Annotated in this window: 18 protein-coding genes; 3 read left to right on the top strand and 15 right to left on the bottom strand. The window is 60.3% G+C overall.

Annotation, left to right across the window (positions count from 1 at the left end):
• Nucleotides 1-22: 22 nt before the first annotated feature.
• Nucleotides 23-1,090 carry an LCP family protein gene (locus FH975_RS00875; protein WP_162319649.1) on the bottom strand — a complete coding sequence of 356 codons (1,068 nt, stop codon included), beginning with the start codon at nt 1,088-1,090 and terminating at the stop codon, nt 23-25.
• A gap of 68 nt (nt 1,091-1,158) precedes the next feature.
• Between FH975_RS00875 and FH975_RS00870 the strand changes: the two genes are divergently transcribed.
• Entirely contained in the window at nt 1,159-1,692 is a 534-nt protein-coding gene (locus tag FH975_RS00870) for a DUF3515 family protein (protein WP_328821716.1), read from the top strand.
• 12 nt (nt 1,693-1,704) lie between these two features.
• On the opposite strand, the gene FH975_RS00865 is transcribed toward FH975_RS00870, so the two are convergent.
• Together FH975_RS00865 and FH975_RS00860 are read right to left on the bottom strand one after the other, a co-directional pair.
• Nucleotides 1,705-2,640 carry a co-chaperone YbbN gene (locus FH975_RS00865; RefSeq protein ID WP_162319648.1) on the bottom strand — a complete coding sequence of 312 codons (936 nt, stop codon included), beginning with the start codon at nt 2,638-2,640 and terminating at the stop codon, nt 1,705-1,707.
• 35 nt (nt 2,641-2,675) lie between these two features.
• Nucleotides 2,676-4,802 carry a hypothetical protein gene (locus FH975_RS00860; RefSeq protein WP_162319647.1) on the bottom strand — a complete coding sequence of 709 codons (2,127 nt, stop codon included), beginning with the start codon at nt 4,800-4,802 and terminating at the stop codon, nt 2,676-2,678.
• A gap of 151 nt (nt 4,803-4,953) precedes the next feature.
• Between FH975_RS00860 and FH975_RS00855 the strand changes: the two genes are divergently transcribed.
• Complete coding sequence (locus FH975_RS00855) at nt 4,954-6,288, top strand: S41 family peptidase (RefSeq protein ID WP_162319646.1); 1,335 nt, start codon at nt 4,954-4,956, stop codon at nt 6,286-6,288.
• A 52-nt stretch (nt 6,289-6,340) separates the two neighbouring features.
• Nucleotides 6,341-6,652, top strand: a complete 312-nt coding sequence (locus tag FH975_RS00850; RefSeq protein ID WP_328821715.1) for a hypothetical protein — start codon at nt 6,341-6,343, stop codon at nt 6,650-6,652.
• Between the two features lie 27 nt (nt 6,653-6,679).
• Here FH975_RS00850 and nucS read toward each other — a convergent pair whose 3' ends face one another.
• The 12 genes from nucS to FH975_RS00790 all read right to left on the bottom strand — a co-directional run bounded on the left by nucS (nt 6,680) and on the right by FH975_RS00790 (nt 16,797).
• Nucleotides 6,680-7,372, bottom strand: coding sequence for an endonuclease NucS (nucS, locus tag FH975_RS00845; RefSeq protein WP_162319645.1), 693 nt, complete (start codon nt 7,370-7,372; stop codon nt 6,680-6,682).
• 108 nt (nt 7,373-7,480) lie between these two features.
• The gene (locus tag FH975_RS00840) at nt 7,481-7,744 is read right to left on the bottom strand and encodes a F0F1 ATP synthase subunit epsilon (RefSeq protein ID WP_153077488.1); all 264 of its coding nucleotides are present in this window, start codon (nt 7,742-7,744) and stop codon (nt 7,481-7,483) included.
• A gap of 5 nt (nt 7,745-7,749) precedes the next feature.
• A complete protein-coding gene (gene atpD / locus FH975_RS00835) occupies nt 7,750-9,207 on the bottom strand; it encodes a F0F1 ATP synthase subunit beta (protein WP_153077487.1) in 1,458 nt (485 codons plus the stop codon).
• A 13-nt stretch (nt 9,208-9,220) separates the two neighbouring features.
• Complete coding sequence (locus FH975_RS00830; RefSeq protein ID WP_162319644.1) at nt 9,221-10,114, bottom strand: F0F1 ATP synthase subunit gamma; 894 nt, start codon at nt 10,112-10,114, stop codon at nt 9,221-9,223.
• A gap of 43 nt (nt 10,115-10,157) precedes the next feature.
• On the bottom strand, nt 10,158-11,786 hold the full coding sequence (gene atpA / locus FH975_RS00825) for a F0F1 ATP synthase subunit alpha (protein ID WP_162319643.1): 1,629 nt from the start codon (nt 11,784-11,786) through the stop codon (nt 10,158-10,160).
• Nucleotides 11,787-11,867: 81 nt separating this feature from the next.
• On the bottom strand, nt 11,868-12,695 hold the full coding sequence (locus FH975_RS00820; protein ID WP_153077484.1) for a F0F1 ATP synthase subunit delta: 828 nt from the start codon (nt 12,693-12,695) through the stop codon (nt 11,868-11,870).
• Nucleotides 12,695-13,255 (bottom strand): F0F1 ATP synthase subunit B, encoded by a 561-nt coding sequence (locus FH975_RS00815; RefSeq protein WP_153077483.1) that lies wholly within the window; start codon nt 13,253-13,255, stop codon nt 12,695-12,697. Before FH975_RS00815 ends, FH975_RS00820 begins: the two co-directional genes overlap by 1 nt.
• 80 nt (nt 13,256-13,335) lie before the next feature.
• The gene (locus FH975_RS00810; RefSeq protein WP_119903463.1) at nt 13,336-13,539 is read right to left on the bottom strand and encodes a F0F1 ATP synthase subunit C; all 204 of its coding nucleotides are present in this window, start codon (nt 13,537-13,539) and stop codon (nt 13,336-13,338) included.
• 82 nt (nt 13,540-13,621) lie between these two features.
• Entirely contained in the window at nt 13,622-14,431 is an 810-nt protein-coding gene (atpB, locus tag FH975_RS00805) for a F0F1 ATP synthase subunit A (RefSeq protein WP_194250967.1), read from the bottom strand.
• A 172-nt stretch (nt 14,432-14,603) separates the two neighbouring features.
• Nucleotides 14,604-15,002 carry a hypothetical protein gene (locus FH975_RS00800; RefSeq protein ID WP_162319642.1) on the bottom strand — a complete coding sequence of 133 codons (399 nt, stop codon included), beginning with the start codon at nt 15,000-15,002 and terminating at the stop codon, nt 14,604-14,606.
• Nucleotides 14,999-16,144 (bottom strand): MraY family glycosyltransferase, encoded by a 1,146-nt coding sequence (locus FH975_RS00795; RefSeq protein WP_162319641.1) that lies wholly within the window; start codon nt 16,142-16,144, stop codon nt 14,999-15,001. Before FH975_RS00795 ends, FH975_RS00800 begins: the two co-directional genes overlap by 4 nt.
• Nucleotides 16,141-16,797, bottom strand: a complete 657-nt coding sequence (locus FH975_RS00790; RefSeq protein WP_407938608.1) for an L-threonylcarbamoyladenylate synthase — start codon at nt 16,795-16,797, stop codon at nt 16,141-16,143. Before FH975_RS00790 ends, FH975_RS00795 begins: the two co-directional genes overlap by 4 nt.
• Between the last annotated feature and the right edge of the window lie 2 nt (nt 16,798-16,799).

Here is a 16,799-nt window from a genome sequence, read left to right as displayed (position 1 = left end):
TATTGTTCACTACTCTGGGAACTTAGTCTTCGAGGTATTCACTGAGCGTGCCGTCCCGCAGAGCTTGCGAGATTTCAGCCTGGGCTTCGGTGTCCTGATTCCAGATCCATTGACCGTCCGGGGACGTGCCTGAACCTCCGTCGGGAAGCGTGGTGAACTGGATGTCGCCAGTTGCACCCCGGGCGTCCCACACCAACGACGCTGCCCGAGTGGCAGTCAGATCCGCATCAGTCATCATGTGTGAAGCAAAAGTGGAGACCATGTCATTGGCCTGGAGCGGATTGGCGAGATTGGACGGAGAGGCGGACTGTTCGACCACCGCGCGAATGAACGCCTGCTGGTTTCGAATACGCTGCAGGTCACCGTCCGGAAAGCTGCTTCGGTGTCTTACGAAGCTCAGGGCCTGGTCGGCGTCCATGAACTGCTCCCCCGGTGTGAACGTGTAGCCGTCCGACGTGGTGAACGGTTCCGAGTACCCAGAGTTGACACGCACCCCGCCGATTTCTTCCACGAGCCCCACGAATCCGAGCAGATCCACGGCGGCCACATGGTCGATGCGCACGTCCAGCAGATCTTCAATGGTCGCCCTTGCCAGCCAGTGGCCCTGGTCTCCTCCGAGTGCCAGTCCCGCGTTGACTTTGTGCCATCCGTAGCCACCGGGGATTTCCACCCAAAGATCGCGAGGTATCGAAATCACCTGAACGGAGTCACCTGATTCGGGAATGTTGACCAGCATCATGGTGTCACTTCGGCCTCCTCCGGGAACTCGGGGAAGATCCTCATCCTCGCCGGACCCACCACCAGCGTCGGTGCCCAGAAGAAGAACAGTGGTGGCCTCAGTATCGTCGGGACGCTCCTCCTCTGCCAGACCGATGGAGTCTGAGTCAGGGTCGCCTTCGGGGAAATGCGTCACATTTTCCCCGTAGGACCGCTGGAGGGTGAATAAGTACACGCCTGCCGCAAGCAGCGCCAGGATCACCAGCGTTGCAGCGCCTCCGAGTATCCACCGTGAACCTCGACGCTTGGGGCGACGCGGCTGCTCGCCATCCTCGTAGGTGAAGAACTGGTCGGCGGGGCCGGCAGTGGTCATGGGCATTCTCCTGATAGCGCGAATGATGCAAATAGCACCTTGTCGATTATTCCTCCAGAATAGGACACGTGCTTCGAAAGTTTTCCCTCAGGCCTGCGACACACCGGCACGCGCTGGTGTGTGCAGCGTCAGCGATCCTGTTGGGGCTGACGGGATGCGCCTCCACGACATCGGTGGAGGCGGCTCCTGAAGCCCATCATCCCGACTGCGCAGACGTGATGCTGACGCTTCCGGAGCAGGTCGGGGACTTCGAGCAGCGCCGGACGACATCGCAGGCGACCGCAGCCTGGGGTGACCCTGCGGCAGTTGTGCTTCGCTGCGGCGTCGAGCCGATAGGACCCACGGAGCACCCCTGCGTATCTCCAGCTGGTGTGGATTGGGTATGGATCGAACATGAGGATCACACCCAACTGATCAGCTTCGGCCGTACACCGTCGGTGGAGCTTCTGCTGGACCAGGACTACATCAGCGAGTCCAGCATGATGGATGTCCAGGCCGCACTGTCAGGCCCAGTGCAGGAAATTGAGCAGGATCGTGAGTGTCTACCTATCGACCAGGCGGAGGCACTGGGTGCCGACGAGGGCGGCACCGGCTCTGACTAGTTGGCCGGGCAATTAGAAAAGTGCTGTTGCTAGCTTCTTACGAGCCGTTGCGACCCGCGGATCCTGGTCACCTACGATGCTGAAGAGTTCCACCAGGTGCTTCCGTGCCGTTTCTCGACCCTCACCCGGGTGCGTTTGGATGTACCTGATGAGACGTTGGAAAGCGTCTTCAACATGACCGCCTAGAACGTCGACATCCGCGACGTCTGTCTGAGCCTGCACATCATCCATATTGTCCGCTGCGCGCTGACGCACTGCCGCTACATCGACATCTTGCGTTCGCTTCATGAGCTGAACCCGAGCGAGTCCCAACTTCGCTTCGGCGTCATCGGGTTTCTCCTTGAGAGCCTCTGCAAAGGCATCAGCCGCTCCGTCGTAATCACCGCTCTCGAGTGCTTCATGGGCTTTGCGATGCAATGGCGGCAACTCAGGCTCCGCCTCTTGCTCCTGACCTCCGCGCTGAGACTGCGGGGGGACGGTTCCAGTCACACCGTTCTGCGTCGCCAGTTGAAGGATCTGTCCGACAACCTCAGAAAGCTGGTCAACCGGAGCTGAGGAGTCGAACTCGCCAATGGGCTGACCTGAGAGGAAGGCGGTCACGACGGGAAGTTTCCCCGCCTGTTCGGCGATTTCCGGAGCCGAGGCGGCATTGATGGTTGCCATCACAATACGCCCCTGATGAGCGTCGACTGCCTTCTCCAACGTGGAGACGAATTGCTCCGAGGTGACGTCATCGCCGTGTATGAGTACCAGGGCCGGCACTTGGGCTGAGAGTTGGACGATCTGCTGCAGTTGCTGCGGCGCGACGGCAACCACCCAGGAGTCCTGCGTGCCAGGAGACTGCTGGTCGGTTCGAGGCGCTGGAGCTGATTCTTCCGCCAGGCCAGAGAGATCTACTGCGCCGTGAGCGTTGACGGAACGGTCATTGGCTGAGGGATTGTCATTCATTGCTTGCCATCCTACCGTTCCAGTCTCACTGCGTTCTAGTAGTCGTCGAACCACTCTGGAGTGTTGATCGACGCATCAGAGATGAGGTTGTCCACTCCTACGAGTACAACCTCATCCTCGGAGTCCTCCGGCGGGATGTGAAGCACAACGAACTCGCGCGAGGTGATGCGAGTGGGGAAGGTGGTCCAGTCCGTGCCAACAATTTCAACTACCAGGTCATGTTCCAGGAAAATGGTGTCACCATCGCCGAGCGGGGACATATCCATGGTCATATCGAACGAGCCGGCGACCACTACGGTGCCGTCAGGAAGTTCCAGGGCTGAAGCGTTCTCCAAATCCACTTCTGGATTGTCGAACTCGATTTCAGTGTCATCGGCAGCCTCAGTGAGGTCATCGTGGTACTCATGCAGAGCGTCGATGTATACGCTCTCGGCCACCTGGTCTCCGAAGTCGTGGTCCTCATCAACGAACCACTGTGAAACGCCCTGCAGTGCAGCTGCGGGAGTACCAGAGTCCTCGGCGTCACCAGGTGAAGCAGTGGAGACGCCGCCCTGCTCAGGCGAAAGGGCCGGGAATTCTGTACCAGGTGCCATCATCGCTGTGTGGATGAGCTTGTAATTCTCCCTGGCAGAGGCCTGTTCGAGGACAAGCACCTGCGGAACCTCGGTGTCGGGATGTTCCACAATCACCACGGCTTGGCGCGGAAACTCAGCGTCTCCGGTGACAGCCGCAGAAAGAACCTCGGTACCGATAGGTGCCGGCATTGAGGTTTCTGCCAGATCATTGTTGCGGTAGGCCAGTTCACGGTATTCCAGAGCGTCCCCGGCCACGCGGTCCTCGAGAAGTTCGGTATCGCGTTCCTCATCGCCACGTTCCACTGTTTGGGCGATGTCCTCCATGATGCTGTCCAGCTGAGAACTCAGCAGTACGGAATATCCCTCCGAAGGCACTTCACCTTCGACGCCGGTGTCACCGTGTTCTCCGTCCTCATCCTCGAGGTCTTCCACGTCCACATCTGCTGGATCGTCTTGCTGAACGTCGTTCTCTTCATCGGCATCTTCAGCCGAGTCGTCTGTGTCATCATCGGTCTGTTCCGAGTCAGCCTCAGGATCGTCTTCATCCTCATCAGCATGTGCCGGGCCGGCCAGTCCCAATCCGGAGGCGAGAGCGACTAGCACGGCGAGCACGATCGCGAACGGGGATCGCCCTCCACCGAGTCGGTCGCGGAGGTCCTGGGCCCAGCCGGACAGCTTCTCACTGTTCTCCTGTGCTGCTGGAGCGGAATGATCCGGAGTGTCCATGGGATCCGTGTCCTCGTCGTCGTCTTCGTCGTCAAAGTCTTGGTCTTCGTCCGATGGTGCAGAATCCGTCTGCCCGGGAACCTCAGAGGTGTTGTCTGTCAGAGGTGTTGTCGACGCCGGTACGAATTCTTGTGTCTCATCATCCTCTGCAGGAGTGAACGATTCGCTGGGCCTGGGCTCTGGAGTGTGCGCCGCTTCAGTCGCGGGTGCAGATGAGGCTGCCGCTGCCGCTGCCGCCTTCTTCCTGCGACGCGGTGCACCGACAGCCCAGTAGAAGAGCCCGAGCGCCAGGAGAATGATCAGTGATCCGCTGATGAGCAGCGCAACTCCACCGGTATGTGAGTAGGTGACTGTTTCGGTGGCCGTAATAGAAGCAGGTGCCGCTTCACCGCCCTCCCGGTAAAGGAGAAGCGCCCATTCGCCCTCCTCATCGGGAGTGTCCCAGCGATAGGGCATCTCGCCCTCGGCGCTCTCCACGCTCACCCACAGGTCGGAGTCGGTGGGGTCAGGAACGTCCGTCTCCCCGTCAATGAATTCGGCAGTAATCCGCGATGGCTCCGCAGCATCCTCAGAGGATTCGAAGCCGGTGATGCGATTATGGGCGGCGTCGTCGAGCCATGCTTCGATGTCTTGGGTTCGGCCTACGGCGATTAGGTATTCGCCTTCCGCCTCAATGGTGAATTCATCGCGGCCGGCCTCGGCGTCGACCACGTCGTTTGTAATCACGGTGAAGGGCGCGTCTTCGGACCCTTCAGTCTCCACAACGTGAGTCTCCTCCGTCTCAGCGGTCAGCTGGTGGATGCCCAGGCCGAGCAGTGCCAAACCGGCAACGAAAGCAATGATGGCGTAAACGAATCGCACTGGGGTGTTGTCCTTAGAATTAGCGGAGCGGGGCTTTTCGAGCCCTGCACATGAATGTCCAGCTCTCTAGGATACAGAAGATAACGATATGGTTACAATCCAGCCTTTTTTCAGTGATATGTCTGTTCACGTCCTCCCATAGTCTCAGAGGATGGTCCTTCCGAATTTCGATCAGACTGTGCACCTTGAGATCCTGGGCATTCCGGGCGCGGACAGGCTGATTCCGCTTCTGAAGCTTGAACGCCGGGAGTTCGAAGCCGTCCTCGGTCAGCCGTTGGAGCTTGTCACACCACGTCAGACCCATCGGAACGTCTGGCAGGTCTCGGTCGAACCTGACGTCTGCGCCTCTTCACTTCACGCCGACACTGCGAACCTCCGGTTAACGAGCCGAGTGCGCCATCCGGGAGACCTCATCGAGACGCTCCAGCTGTTACACAGCCTCGCTCGCTCGACTGCCTCCTCCGTCCAGTACTCAGAAGCCAGAACTTACGCCGAGGTAGCTGAGAGAATATCTTCCGAAATCGCGACCACCTACCCGTACTTCGCTCTGCGTGAGCTCCAGTGGGACAGGATCAGTTCCCGCTACTCTGACATAGATTCGCTGAGCGGAGCCGCATTCTGGTGCACGGCTCAGCGTTGGGTTGCGGAACTTGGCGATGCACACACCGCCGTGCGAGCTCCAGGCAGCTTATGCCACCCGCCGTATCGTGCTGAGATGACGGCCCTCGGCGCCAGACTTCTCAGCGTCCCTGAAGGCTCATCCGCGTACCTCGCTGGAGTTCGCCCCGGTTGGTTCGTGGTCGTAGACGATCCGCTCCTGTGGTTGGCAACCACGGGGGCCTCACGGCAACAGCACGCCGAAGTTGCCGCGCGGCGCTTCATGGCCACCCCCACAACCCCCCGCACGTTTCGCGCACGCGACGCGCAGGGTGGGGCGACGGAGTGGGAAGAGTTTCCCCCACCGCCCACCCCGGCCGTCCAGAGGAGAGGGTCAACGCTGCGCATCGCGCGTTTTGATCGGACAACTGCTCCTCTGCTCTTCGAGGAGCTGGGGCGCCTCAGAGATGAGCCGTCGGTGGTACTCGACCTGCGCGGAAACACGGGTGGGAGTCTGGTGGCAGCGGATGCATGTCGCCGTCTCCTGATCCGAGAGCCGGGCGAGTATGGCAGCATCCAGTACTCGACCGGTCGCGGGTCGATGTCAGGGCACTACCCCTTGTGGCTAGAGCCCGAACCCTGCCTGCCCAGACTCCACCACATTCGGCTACTCGTGGACTCCATGACGTACTCAGCAGCCGAAGATTTCCTCCAACCTCTGGTGCACCTGGACAACGTCACTGTAGAAGGCGGCCCGACCGGCGGAGGTTCCGGAAGACCCAGGACACTCCCGCTGATGGACGGGTACACCCTCAGAGTAAGCACGGCCATCACCTACACGGCAAGAGGTAGACCGATTGAGCTCTACGGGCTAGGCCCGAGCACATAAGGATCTCCGACGTGGTCCTCAACACCACCCACCACTCTGCAAGAATGACCGTGTGGGAAAGGGAAAAGGACGACGTCGCGGTGGGTCCAAATGGCAGCAGGAGCACCGTCCACTGAGCACCCACTCGGTAATGCCCGGCGGCATCACCTCAGGACGCGTGAAGCGCCGGGACGGGGAGTACTTCGTCCGGCATATCTCCGGTGCGGCGGCTTCGAAAGAGTACATCTGTCCGGGGTGTGGCCTGAGAATCGGGGCGGGTACCGCTCATGTGGTGGCTTGGAGAGCGGACTGGATATTCGGCGATGACAGTGCCGCTTCCGAGCGTAGACACTGGCACACCCACTGTTGGCGGATTTCCGGGTAAGTCTCTCAACAGGTCCCCAGTTGCACGTCAGAAAAGACGAGGTGCGCCAGACTCCTCACCTTTCATGTCTTCGTAGTCCAGGACAACGCAGCGGATCCCCCGGTCTTCGGCAAGCGTGCGAGCCTGTGGTTTGATTTGCTGGGCGGCAAAGACACCTGCGACTGGTGAGAGGAGCGGGTCGCGGTTCAAGAGCTCCAGGTAGCGCGACAGTTGCTCGACACCATCGATATCGCCGCGCCTCTTGAGTTCCACCGCGACAACCCCGCTGGGGCCCTTCGCCAGAATGTCCACTGGACCGATGGGCGTCGCGTGTTCTCTGCGAATGAGTGTATGTCCGTCACCAAGACGCTCAATCTGCTCAGCAAGGAGGCGCTGCAAGTCGGCCTCGACTCCGTCCTTGACCAGACCCGGGTCCGCGCCCAGCTCATGAGATATCTCGTGGTGGACTTCGGAAATGAGAATGCTGAGCTGGTCATCCGACTTTTCTGCCGAGACTGTCCAGACTTGTTCAATCCCAGCCTTGCTTTGGTGCTCATCAGGTTCTGTTACTCGCAACACCGCGGGGGGCGACATCCAGTTGAGCGGTTTATATGAACCACCGTCAGAGTGGATGAGTACAGCGCCGTCGGCTTTGACCATGATGAGCCGCTTGGCCAGCGCCAGGTGAGCATTCAAACGTCCAGAGTAGTTGACTGAGCAACTGGCAATCACTAATCGCACGGTGACTGATCCTACCGGACAACGCCGCGCAGGACGTCAAGTAGAACGCTGATGGCCCCGGCATGTGCCGGGGCCATCAGCTGTGACAGCGAAAGAGAGTTGCTCGGGTTAACCCGACACATCAGCTTCGTCGGCGACCACGGTGACCTTGTCAGAGTCAACGGAGAAGAACCCTCCCTTGACGTGGGCCTTCACTGTTCCCCCTTCGACTGGCTCGATGATGAGGTCTCCCTCAGCTAAGAGAGCAAGCACAGGTGTGTGCCCGGGAAGGATCCCGATGTCACCCTCGATAGTGCGTCCGGTCAGCGACTTTGCCTCACCTGACCACACGGCGTGGTCGGTCGCAACAACCTGTACGTCAAGAGTCGCCATCAGGATCAGCCCTGCTTCTGCATCTCGGCGTACTTACGCTCCACGTCATCCAGGCCGCCGATGTTGTAGAAGGCCTGCTCGGGGACATGGTCAAGGTCACCGTTAGCGATGGCGTTGAAGCCTTCAATGGTGTCCTTGATCGGCACAGTGGAGCCTTCCACACCGGTGAACTGCACCGCAGTGTAGGTGTTCTGCGACAGGAACTGCTCAATACGGCGAGCTCGGGAGACGACGATCTTGTCCTCTTCGCCGAGCTCATCGATGCCCAGGATCGCGATGATGTCCTGCAGTTCCTTGTTCTTCTGCAGGATCTGCTTGACCCGGGTGGCGCAGTCGTAGTGCTCCTGTCCGATGTACTGCGGATCCAGGATGCGCGAGGTCGAGGTCAGCGGGTCCACCGCCGGGTACAGGCCACGCGATGCGATCGCCCGGGACAGCTCCGTGGTGGCATCCAGGTGTGCGAAGACGTTGGCCGGTGCCGGGTCGGTGTAGTCATCGGCCGGGACATAGACCGCCTGCATCGAGGTGATGGAGTGGCCTCGAGTGGAGGTAATGCGTTCCTGCAGGACGCCCATCTCATCAGCCAGGTTGGGCTGGTAACCCACTGCGGAGGGCATGCGGCCCAGCAGTGTGGAAACCTCCATACCGGCCTGGGAGAATCGGAAGATGTTGTCAATGAAGAGAAGCACATCCTGATTCTTCACATCACGGAAGTACTCAGCCATGGTGAGCGCTGAAAGCGCCACGCGAAGACGCGTTCCAGGTGGCTCGTCCATTTGGCCGAAGACCAGGGCGGTGTCTTTGAGAACGCCAGCCTCTTCCATCTCCACCCAGAGGTCGTTGCCCTCACGGGTCCGCTCTCCCACACCGGCAAAGACGGAGGTGCCGCCGAAGTTGCGGGCCACACGGGTGATCATCTCCTGGATGAGCACAGTCTTGCCGACGCCAGCGCCACCGAACAGGCCGATCTTTCCGCCGTTGATGTATGGGGTGAGAAGGTCAATCACCTTGATGCCCGTTTCCAGCATCTCAGTGGAGCCTTCCAGAGCGGCGAAGTTCGGGGCCTCACGGTGGATGGGCCACCGGTCCTCAATCTCCAGGGACTCTGTGGGCATGTCCAAGGTCTCGCCGAGGACATTGAAGAGGTGTCCCTTAACCGAGTCGCCGACCGGCACCGAGATGGGCGCACCGCTGTCGTGAACAGGGGCGCCGCGAACCAGACCGTCGGCCGCCTTCAGCGAGATGGCGCGGATGAGGTTGTCTCCCAGGTGGGCGGCAACCTCGAAGGTGACGGTCTTGGTCTCTCCGCCGAGCGTCAGCTCCGCGGTGAGCGCGTTATACATTGCCGGAATCGCGTCGGCGGGGAACTCAATGTCCACCACCGGGCCGATGACACGGGCGATCCTACCGGTCGCGCCGGGCTGCACGGCCCCTGTGGGCTGTTCTGCAGTAGTGGCAGTCATCTCTCTCACTTTCTTACGACGACGCCAGCGCGTCGGCACCGGCGATGAGCTCGGTGAGCTCCTGGGTGATTTCTGCCTGGCGTGCATTGTTCCGCAGCAGCGTGTACTTACGGATCAGCTCGTCGGCATTGTCGGCTGCGGACTTCATGGCCTTCTGGCGTGCTGCCAGCTCAGAAGCCGAAGCCTCCAGCATGGCGGAGAATATGCGGGACTCGATGTACTTAGGCAGCAGCGCGTCCAACACTTCTTCTGCTGAGGGCTCGAAATCGTAAAGCGGCATCGGCTCTGCACCGGTGCCTTCTTCAGACTCAACGACGGACAGGGGCAGCAGCCGCTTGACCACCGGTTCCTGTGTCACCATCGATTTGAACTCGGTGAAGACCAGATAAATCTCGTCCACACCGCCGGACTCATAGGGCTCCACGAACTGATCCACCAAGGTCTGACCGATCTCCCGGGCCCGCACCACTGCGGGTGCATCCGTCTGGCCGGTCCACACCTGGTCGTACTCACGGTTTCGGAAGTCGTAGAAGGCCTGAGCCTTACGTCCATAAAGGTAGGGACGCGCCTCAATATTGTCCTGCTCGAGACGGGCCAGCAACGACTCCGACCGTTTCAGCACATTCGTGGAGTAGGCACCCGCGAGACCGCGGTCGCTGGCCATGATCACCACGGCCGCACGCTGCGGATTCGCCACCTTCTCCGTGAGCACATGCTCGACATCGTCCTGCGAAGCCACGGCCGACACCGCACGGGTGATGGCCTCCGCGTAAGGCGAGGCCGCTCGCGCACGGCTGCGTGCCTTGCCGACTCGCGAGGTCGCGATCAGCTCCATCGCCTTGAAAATCTTCTTCATCGACGACGTCGATGCGATCTTCTGGCGATAGACCCGGATCTGGGCTCCCATGCTTGTCCTTCCCTTAGTTCAACGTCGAAGAGTCAGCCCACACTCACTTGGAGGTGGAGATCTCTTCCTGCTCGATGTCCTCGTCAGAGAGCGCCTCAGCGGTTTCGTTACCGACCAGCGACTCTGCACCTTCGGAGTGGAAGTTGCGCTTGAATGTCTCGATTTCCCCATTAAGAGTGTTCACCGTGTCGTCCTCAAGCTTTCCGCTGGAGGCGAGGTTAGTCAGGACCTCGGTCTTCCGCCGCAGGTGCTCAATCCACTCTGCCTCGAAGCGCTTGATATCAGCCAACTCCACGTCATCCAGGTGGCCCTGGGCACCTGCCCAGATGGAGACAACCTGCTCCTCAACGGGGAACGGTGTGTACTGTGCCTGCTTGAGCAGCTCAGTCTGCCGTTCACCGCGTGTCAGCTGTTTACGAGTCGCCGGATCGAGGTCAGAGGCGAACATCGCGAACGCCTGCATGTCACGGTACTGAGCGAGGTCCAGCTTCAGTGTTCCCGAAACCTTCTTCATAGCCTTTACCTGCGCAGCACCGCCAACTCGTGACACCGAGATGCCGACATCCACAGCAGGTCGCTGGTTCGCATTGAACAGGTCTGACTGCAAGAAGATCTGACCGTCTGTGATGGAGATGACGTTCGTCGGGATGTACGCCGAGACGTCATTGGCCTTGGTTTCGATGATCGGCAGCCCAGTCATCGACCCTGCGCCGAGTTCGTCCGAGAGCTTGGCGCAGCGTTCGAGCAGACGTGAGTGTAAGTAGAAGACATCGCCGGGGAAAGCTTCACGTCCCGGTGGTCGACGCAACAGCAGCGACACGGCGCGGTACGCTTCAGCCTGCTTGGAGAGATCATCAAAAATGATCAGCACGTGCTTACCGCCGTACATCCAGTGCTGGCCGATAGCCGAACCGGCAAATGGCGCGAGGTACTTGAAGCCTGCTGGGTCAGAGGCCGGCGAGGCGACAATCGTGGTGTACTCAAGAGCACCGCGGTCAGCCAATGTCTGGCGAACTGCGGCGATGGTCGAGGCCTTCTGGCCGACCGCCACATAGATACAGCGCACCTGCTTGTCCACATCACCGGACTCCCAGTTGGCCTTCTGGTTGAGAATGGCGTCGATACCGATGGCAGTCTTACCAGTCTGACGGTCTCCAATGATCAGCTGACGCTGACCACGACCAATCGGAATCATGGCGTCAATAGCCTTGATACCGGTCTGGAGAGGCTCATGCACTGACTTCCGCTGCACCACCGACGGTGCCTGAAGTTCCAGCGCACGGCGAGACTCCGCCTCGATGGCACCCAAGTCATCGATCGGAGCGCCCAGGGGATCAACCACACGGCCCAGGAATTCATCACCCACTGGAACAGAGAGGACCTCTCCTGTCCGGGTCACTTCCTGGCCCTCTTCGATACCAGCAAAAGCGCCTAGGACCACAACACCAATTTCTCGGGTGTCGAGGTTCTGGGCTAGGCCCAGGGTGCCGTCTTCGAAGCGAAGAAGTTCGTTCGACATGGTTGAGGGCAAACCCTCAACTCGTGCAATACCGTCAGCCGCGGAGATCACGCGCCCCACCTCGGTGCGCCCGGCACTCCCCGGGTCGTAGGACGCGGCGAACTCGTTCAAGGCGTTGCGGACGTCATCGGCATTGATGGTCAAATCGGCCATCTGCAGTCCCTGCTCTCCTCTATCAGTGGCCGTGTCAAGCACGGCCGTACGGGTCAAAAGTTGTCAGTCGGGCTAGCTGGGCTAGCTGGCGATTGTGCGGTGGAGCTCATTCAGTCGAGCGGCGACGGTACTATCTACCACTTCGTCTCCGACCTGGACGCGAATGCCGCCGATCACATCAGGATCAACGACGACATCCAATTTCAGCTCCCTGCCGAAGTACTTGTCCAAACTCGCGGACAGTTTGTCCAGGTATGTGCTGCTTAGGTCCTTCGCCACTGTAACCTGAGCAATCCAGCGGTCCTGGCGGGCCGCAATCGCCGCAGCGAAACGTTCGATCAAGGCGGAAGTCCGCAGGCCCCTCGGGGACGTCACGGCCCGGTCTATCAGCAGCCGGGCCTCAGGTGAGGCCTGTGAACTGAGCTTTCCTGCCAGCTTCTGCTTCGCTGCCGGAGGTGCTTGATCCTCACTCAGTGCGTGCTGAAGTTCGTGCGACTCGGCGATGGTCCGGCGAAAGCTCAACAATGCGCTCTCGAGATCCTCCAGTCCTTGGAGCCCCCGACTCTCCGCCTTAGCCGCAACAGCTGTGACTGCCAGTGACTCCACTGCGTCACCGAGGTCACGCTCCTTGCTCCACCGCTGAGCCACTGCAGCCTCGAGGACTTTTACCGTGGCCGGCTGCGCTCCCGCACTGAACAGAGACCGGATGACCCCCACGCGAGCAGCGGTTTCACGTGAAGGATCGGTGAGGGATCGCCGCAAAGCTGCAGAGCCGTCCAGCACATCGAGTGCGGTGAACAACTCAGCAGCAACGGCAAGATCAGCCGCTGTGAGGGTCTCCGCCAATTCGCTCTCCAGCGTCTTAAGAGACGCCCTGGACCGACTGGATCCGCTGAACTGCACTGCCATTACTGTGCTGCCCCCTGCGTCTGCTGCTCAGCATCAAGATCGGCTAGGAAGCGATCAACAACGCGGCTGGAACGGGCGTCGTCCTCGAGGGCCTCGCCGACAATCTTCGAAGCCAACTGCGTTGCCAGAGTTCCGACCTCAGACTTCAAGGATGCTGCGGCAGCGGCGCGGTCAGCTTCGATCTGAGCCTGCGCCTGTTCGCGGATTCGCGCCCCCTCAGCGGCGGCCTTCTCCTGAGCCTCTGAGACAAGCTGCGCGCCTTCCGCCCGAGCTTCTTCACGAATCTTGGACGCTTCAGCGCGCGAATCAGCCAGCTGCTTCTCATATTCAGCCTTCAGAGCCTCAGCCTCAGCCTTGGCTTCCTCCGCCTGATTGATGCCGCCTTCAATCGCTTCCACGCGGTTCTGGTACGACTGCTCGAACCTGGGAGCGATCACTTTGACGACAATGATGAAAAGCACGATGAAGCCGATAGCGGCCACGGCAGCTTCCCAGGGGTTCGGGACCAACGGATTCGCGTCTTCGTACTCCGTTGCCCGGATCAGTGTTGTGCTGATCATGTGTTCACCCATCTTCACTAGTCTGACGGTCTTCTTAGGCTGCCGTCACTGAGGACGGCTGCGTGTCTGCTAAACCTGTGTCAGAGCACAAAGGCGAAGACGATGGCCAGAATGAACACGGCCTCAGCAAGGGCGAAGCCGAGCAGCGCGATGGGCTGCAGCACACGCTGAGCCTCCGGCTGACGTGCCACACCATTGAGGTAGGCAGCGAAGACCATGCCGATCGCGATGGCCGCGCCGAAGCCAGCGAGGCCGAGGCCGATCATGTTCAGGGTGCCTTCCATGTATTTCTCTCTTTCTGTCTCGCTTCCGGTGTCTTTCACCGGAAAGTTGTGCGGGAACTCGTTAGTTACGGGTCTTGCAGGATCAGTGGGCGTCGGCTTCTATGGAACCTTGGATATAGATGGCGGTCAGCAGGGCGAAGACAAACGCCTGCAGCACCATCATGATCAGTTCCAAGAAGTACAACGGGATCGAGCCAATCAGGACGGCGACACCCAAACCAGCGTTGGCGATACCTTCCTGCTGGGCGATCAGGAACTCGGCCCCAGAACCGGCGAGCATCACAATGATGTGACCGGCAAGCATCACGGCCATCAGACGCAGACTGTGCGTCAGGGGGCGGATGATGAAGTTGGAGAGGAATTCCAGAGGGGTGAGGATGAGCAAAAGTGGCTTCGGCACGCCGGAGGGTACCGTCATCAGCTTCATGAACTTCGCGCCGTGGAGCTTGAATCCCAAGACGATCCAGGTGATCCAAATTATGCCGGCCAGGGCATAGGCAGGGCCAGCATGGGAGAACGTGGGCATCTGCAACCCGGGGATTGCCCCGAAGAGATTGTTGAACAGCACAAAGAAAAAGACTGTGAAGAGAAGTGGGATCCACGGCCTGAAGTGCTTATCGCCCAGGATGTCCCGACCCATGGTGTTGCGCACAAAACCGTAGGCGGACTCAGCCAGGTATTGACCACGCGAGGGAACAAGGGCCTGCTTGCGAATAGCGAAGCTGAACAGCCAGGTGATTAGCACGACGGCCAGAATCACCATCAGCATGTTTTTGCCGAAGCCGGTGCCCCAGGGCGCCATCCACGGGAGAATGTCCGGAAGGTGGGTCTCACTGATAGTGGGCGGCTGGAAGCCACCCTCTTCGGCGGCACTCAGGGCAAGCGATGACAACGCTGGTCCTCTCATCGGTCGTCGAAAGATCGAGACATACTGATCTCGGGTTCGGGCGAGGGAAGTCGGCGCATAGACAACCAGCCGCGGCCCGGGCTAAGCCTACCAAAGCTCACCGCCGTGCACGGCACGTTATCCAGCTGTGACAACACTACTACAAGCCGTAGAAAATCTACGCATCGGGTTCAACCGCCAGTCGCATTTTTGCAAAACTGAGAACTTCGACCACTTGCCACACCAGCAACACGGCGATGCCGGCCGCGAGAGCCCATACTGGACTCAGCCAATCCCCGGGCTGAACAAAGGGCATCAGGAGAGCCAGAGCGGTGATCTTAACGCCGAAGCCCACCATGAACAGCGGGATGGACAGATGTGGTCGATGCCGTTCAGCCCAGTCGATCAGCGCCAGGGATAGGAAGGAGAGCACGACGACGAGGCCTCCACCGGCAGCCGCAGAGACGGCCGCGGCCGTCCCCTGGAACAATCCAGCGGCAGCCGTGACGATGCCGAGTGTGGACAGTCCTGCTGCTGTGGTTCTGATAAGCACTTGCCGCCACGCCGTGCCGTTCATAGGGGTTTCTCTTTCGCACGTCGGGCCGCTGAGCGCCTGTTGCTGGCCCGGACTCGTCTGCGCATTCCGGGTCCAAGGGTCAACACGGTTGCGATGCCGAGGGTGAGCGCCATCGCGGTGGAGACCAATTGCCATGGGAGGAAGTTGAACGAGATGGAGCCGAAGGCGATGAGACCGGCCCAAAGGTAGAGCAGCAGCACAGCCTGCGCGTGGGAGTAACCCGAGTCCAGCAGTTTGTGGTGCAGGTGACCGCGATCAGGCGAAAAGGGGCTCTGCCCTCGCAGGGCCCGCCGCATCACGGCCAGCACGAGGTCCAGCACGGGCAGCACCATCACGGCCAGTGGCAGCAGTATCGGCATATAGGCGGGGATGTTGCGGAAGCGAAATTGTTCCTGGTGCAGCTCCAACGAGCTCGTGGCGATGACCGCACCGGTGGCCATGACAAATCCGAGGAGCATGGCACCGGTGTCACCCATGATGATCTTCGAGGGGTGAAAGTTGTGCGGCAGGAATCCAAGACATGCGCCAACCAGGACTGCCATAAGCAGCGTCGCCAGATGGGAGGGCTCGAACTCGCGGATCGACAGTGTCAGCAAGTAGCTGTACATGAAGAAGGCCGCACCACCTATGGCAGCTACTCCGGCGGCGAGCCCGTCGAGGCCATCAATAAAGTTGAATGCGTTGATGGTCAACACCACCAGAAACACCGTCAGGAAGCCCTGAAGAAGTGGCCCGCCCACGCCGAGCCACCCCACCGGCATGACTTCAAGCTGAATGCCGTGGACGACCAGGAGCACTCCGGAGCCGATCTGAGCGGCAAGTTTAATCAACCAGTGCACGTCCCAGGCATCGTCAGCCATACCTGTGACCATGATCAACGTCATGGCCAGAATGACCCCAGTCACCTGTGAGAGGTCCGTGAATATCCCCGAGAACAGTGGGATTACCGCAGAAACACCGATCCCGGCGAGCATTCCGGCGTATATGGCGACGCCACCCCAACGAGGCTTCACCTCGGTATGGATGTCCCTTGACCGAATGCTGGTGTAGATACCCAGCCGTAGCGAGAGCCTCCGCACCGGGGGCGTCAGCAAATAGGTGACACCTGCCGAAACCGTGAGAACTATCAGAAAGTAGATCACTCTGAAGCGGCCACCTCAGCCACCACGGCCTGGAGCTCGTGGAGGGGGATCGCTCCCTGACGAACCACAGTCGGCGAGCCGCTGGTGCAGTCCACGATGGTGGAGGCCTGTTGCTGGGAACGCTCCCCATCGTTGAGATAGACCGCCACTGACTCTGAGAGCATCTGCTGGGCCGCCGCTGCTGTCGTCGCCGCTGGGGATCCGGTTCGGTTGGCACTGGAAACAGCCATCGGGCCGACCTCCCCCAGCAAATCAAGGGCGACCTCATCGGCTGGCATTCTCAGGGCTACTGTTCCGCGAGTCTCTCCCAGGTCCCAAGCTAGTGATGGCTGGGCGTGGAGGATGAGTGTCAGCGCCCCGGGCCAGAAGGCGCTGGCCAGCTCCCGCGCTGATTCGGGGATATCGGTGGCAAGCGCGTCCATGACCTCAGCACGTGCGATGAGCACCGGCGGAGGCATGGTTCGGCTTCGCCCTTTGGCTGCCAGCAGCACAGCCACTGCCTGCGGACTGAAGGCGTCCACGCCAATTCCGTAGACGGTGTCGGTCGGCAGCACCACAGGCTCACCGCGGCGCAGAGCGCTGCGCGCAGCCTCAATGGCAGTTTCACGCTGTTCTGGTTCCATGACATCGTAGGTCTCGCTCACGGGCTGTATTC

Source organism: Nesterenkonia haasae (assembly GCF_010119385.1).
Taxonomy (GTDB): Bacteria; Actinomycetota; Actinomycetes; order Actinomycetales; family Micrococcaceae; genus Nesterenkonia; species Nesterenkonia haasae.
The sequence above is the reverse complement of the archived record's forward strand: the minus strand, read 5'-3'. Positions and strand labels throughout refer to the sequence as shown.

Bases quoted from the DNA above. Each gene is read 5' to 3' on its own strand.
- FH975_RS00815 (WP_153077483.1), bottom strand. From the start codon at position 13,255: ATGATCAGCACAACACTGATCCGGGCAACGGAGTACGAAGACGCGAAT.
- FH975_RS00800 (WP_162319642.1), bottom strand. From the start codon at position 15,002: ATGAACGGCACGGCGTGGCGGCAAGTGCTTATCAGAACCACAGCAGCA.
- FH975_RS00865 (WP_162319648.1), bottom strand. From the start codon at position 2,640: ATGAATGACAATCCCTCAGCCAATGACCGTTCCGTCAACGCTCACGGC.
- FH975_RS00855 (WP_162319646.1), top strand. From the start codon at position 4,954: ATGGTCCTTCCGAATTTCGATCAGACTGTGCACCTTGAGATCCTGGGC.
- atpD (WP_153077487.1), bottom strand. From the start codon at position 9,207: ATGACTGCCACTACTGCAGAACAGCCCACAGGGGCCGTGCAGCCCGGC.
- FH975_RS00810 (WP_119903463.1), bottom strand. From the start codon at position 13,539: ATGGAAGGCACCCTGAACATGATCGGCCTCGGCCTCGCTGGCTTCGGC.
- FH975_RS00875 (WP_162319649.1), bottom strand. From the start codon at position 1,090: ATGACCACTGCCGGCCCCGCCGACCAGTTCTTCACCTACGAGGATGGC.
- FH975_RS00840 (WP_153077488.1), bottom strand. From the start codon at position 7,744: ATGGCGACTCTTGACGTACAGGTTGTTGCGACCGACCACGCCGTGTGG.
- atpA (WP_162319643.1), bottom strand. From the start codon at position 11,786: ATGGCCGATTTGACCATCAATGCCGATGACGTCCGCAACGCCTTGAAC.
- FH975_RS00830 (WP_162319644.1), bottom strand. From the start codon at position 10,114: ATGGGAGCCCAGATCCGGGTCTATCGCCAGAAGATCGCATCGACGTCG.
- FH975_RS00820 (WP_153077484.1), bottom strand. From the start codon at position 12,695: ATGGCAGTGCAGTTCAGCGGATCCAGTCGGTCCAGGGCGTCTCTTAAG.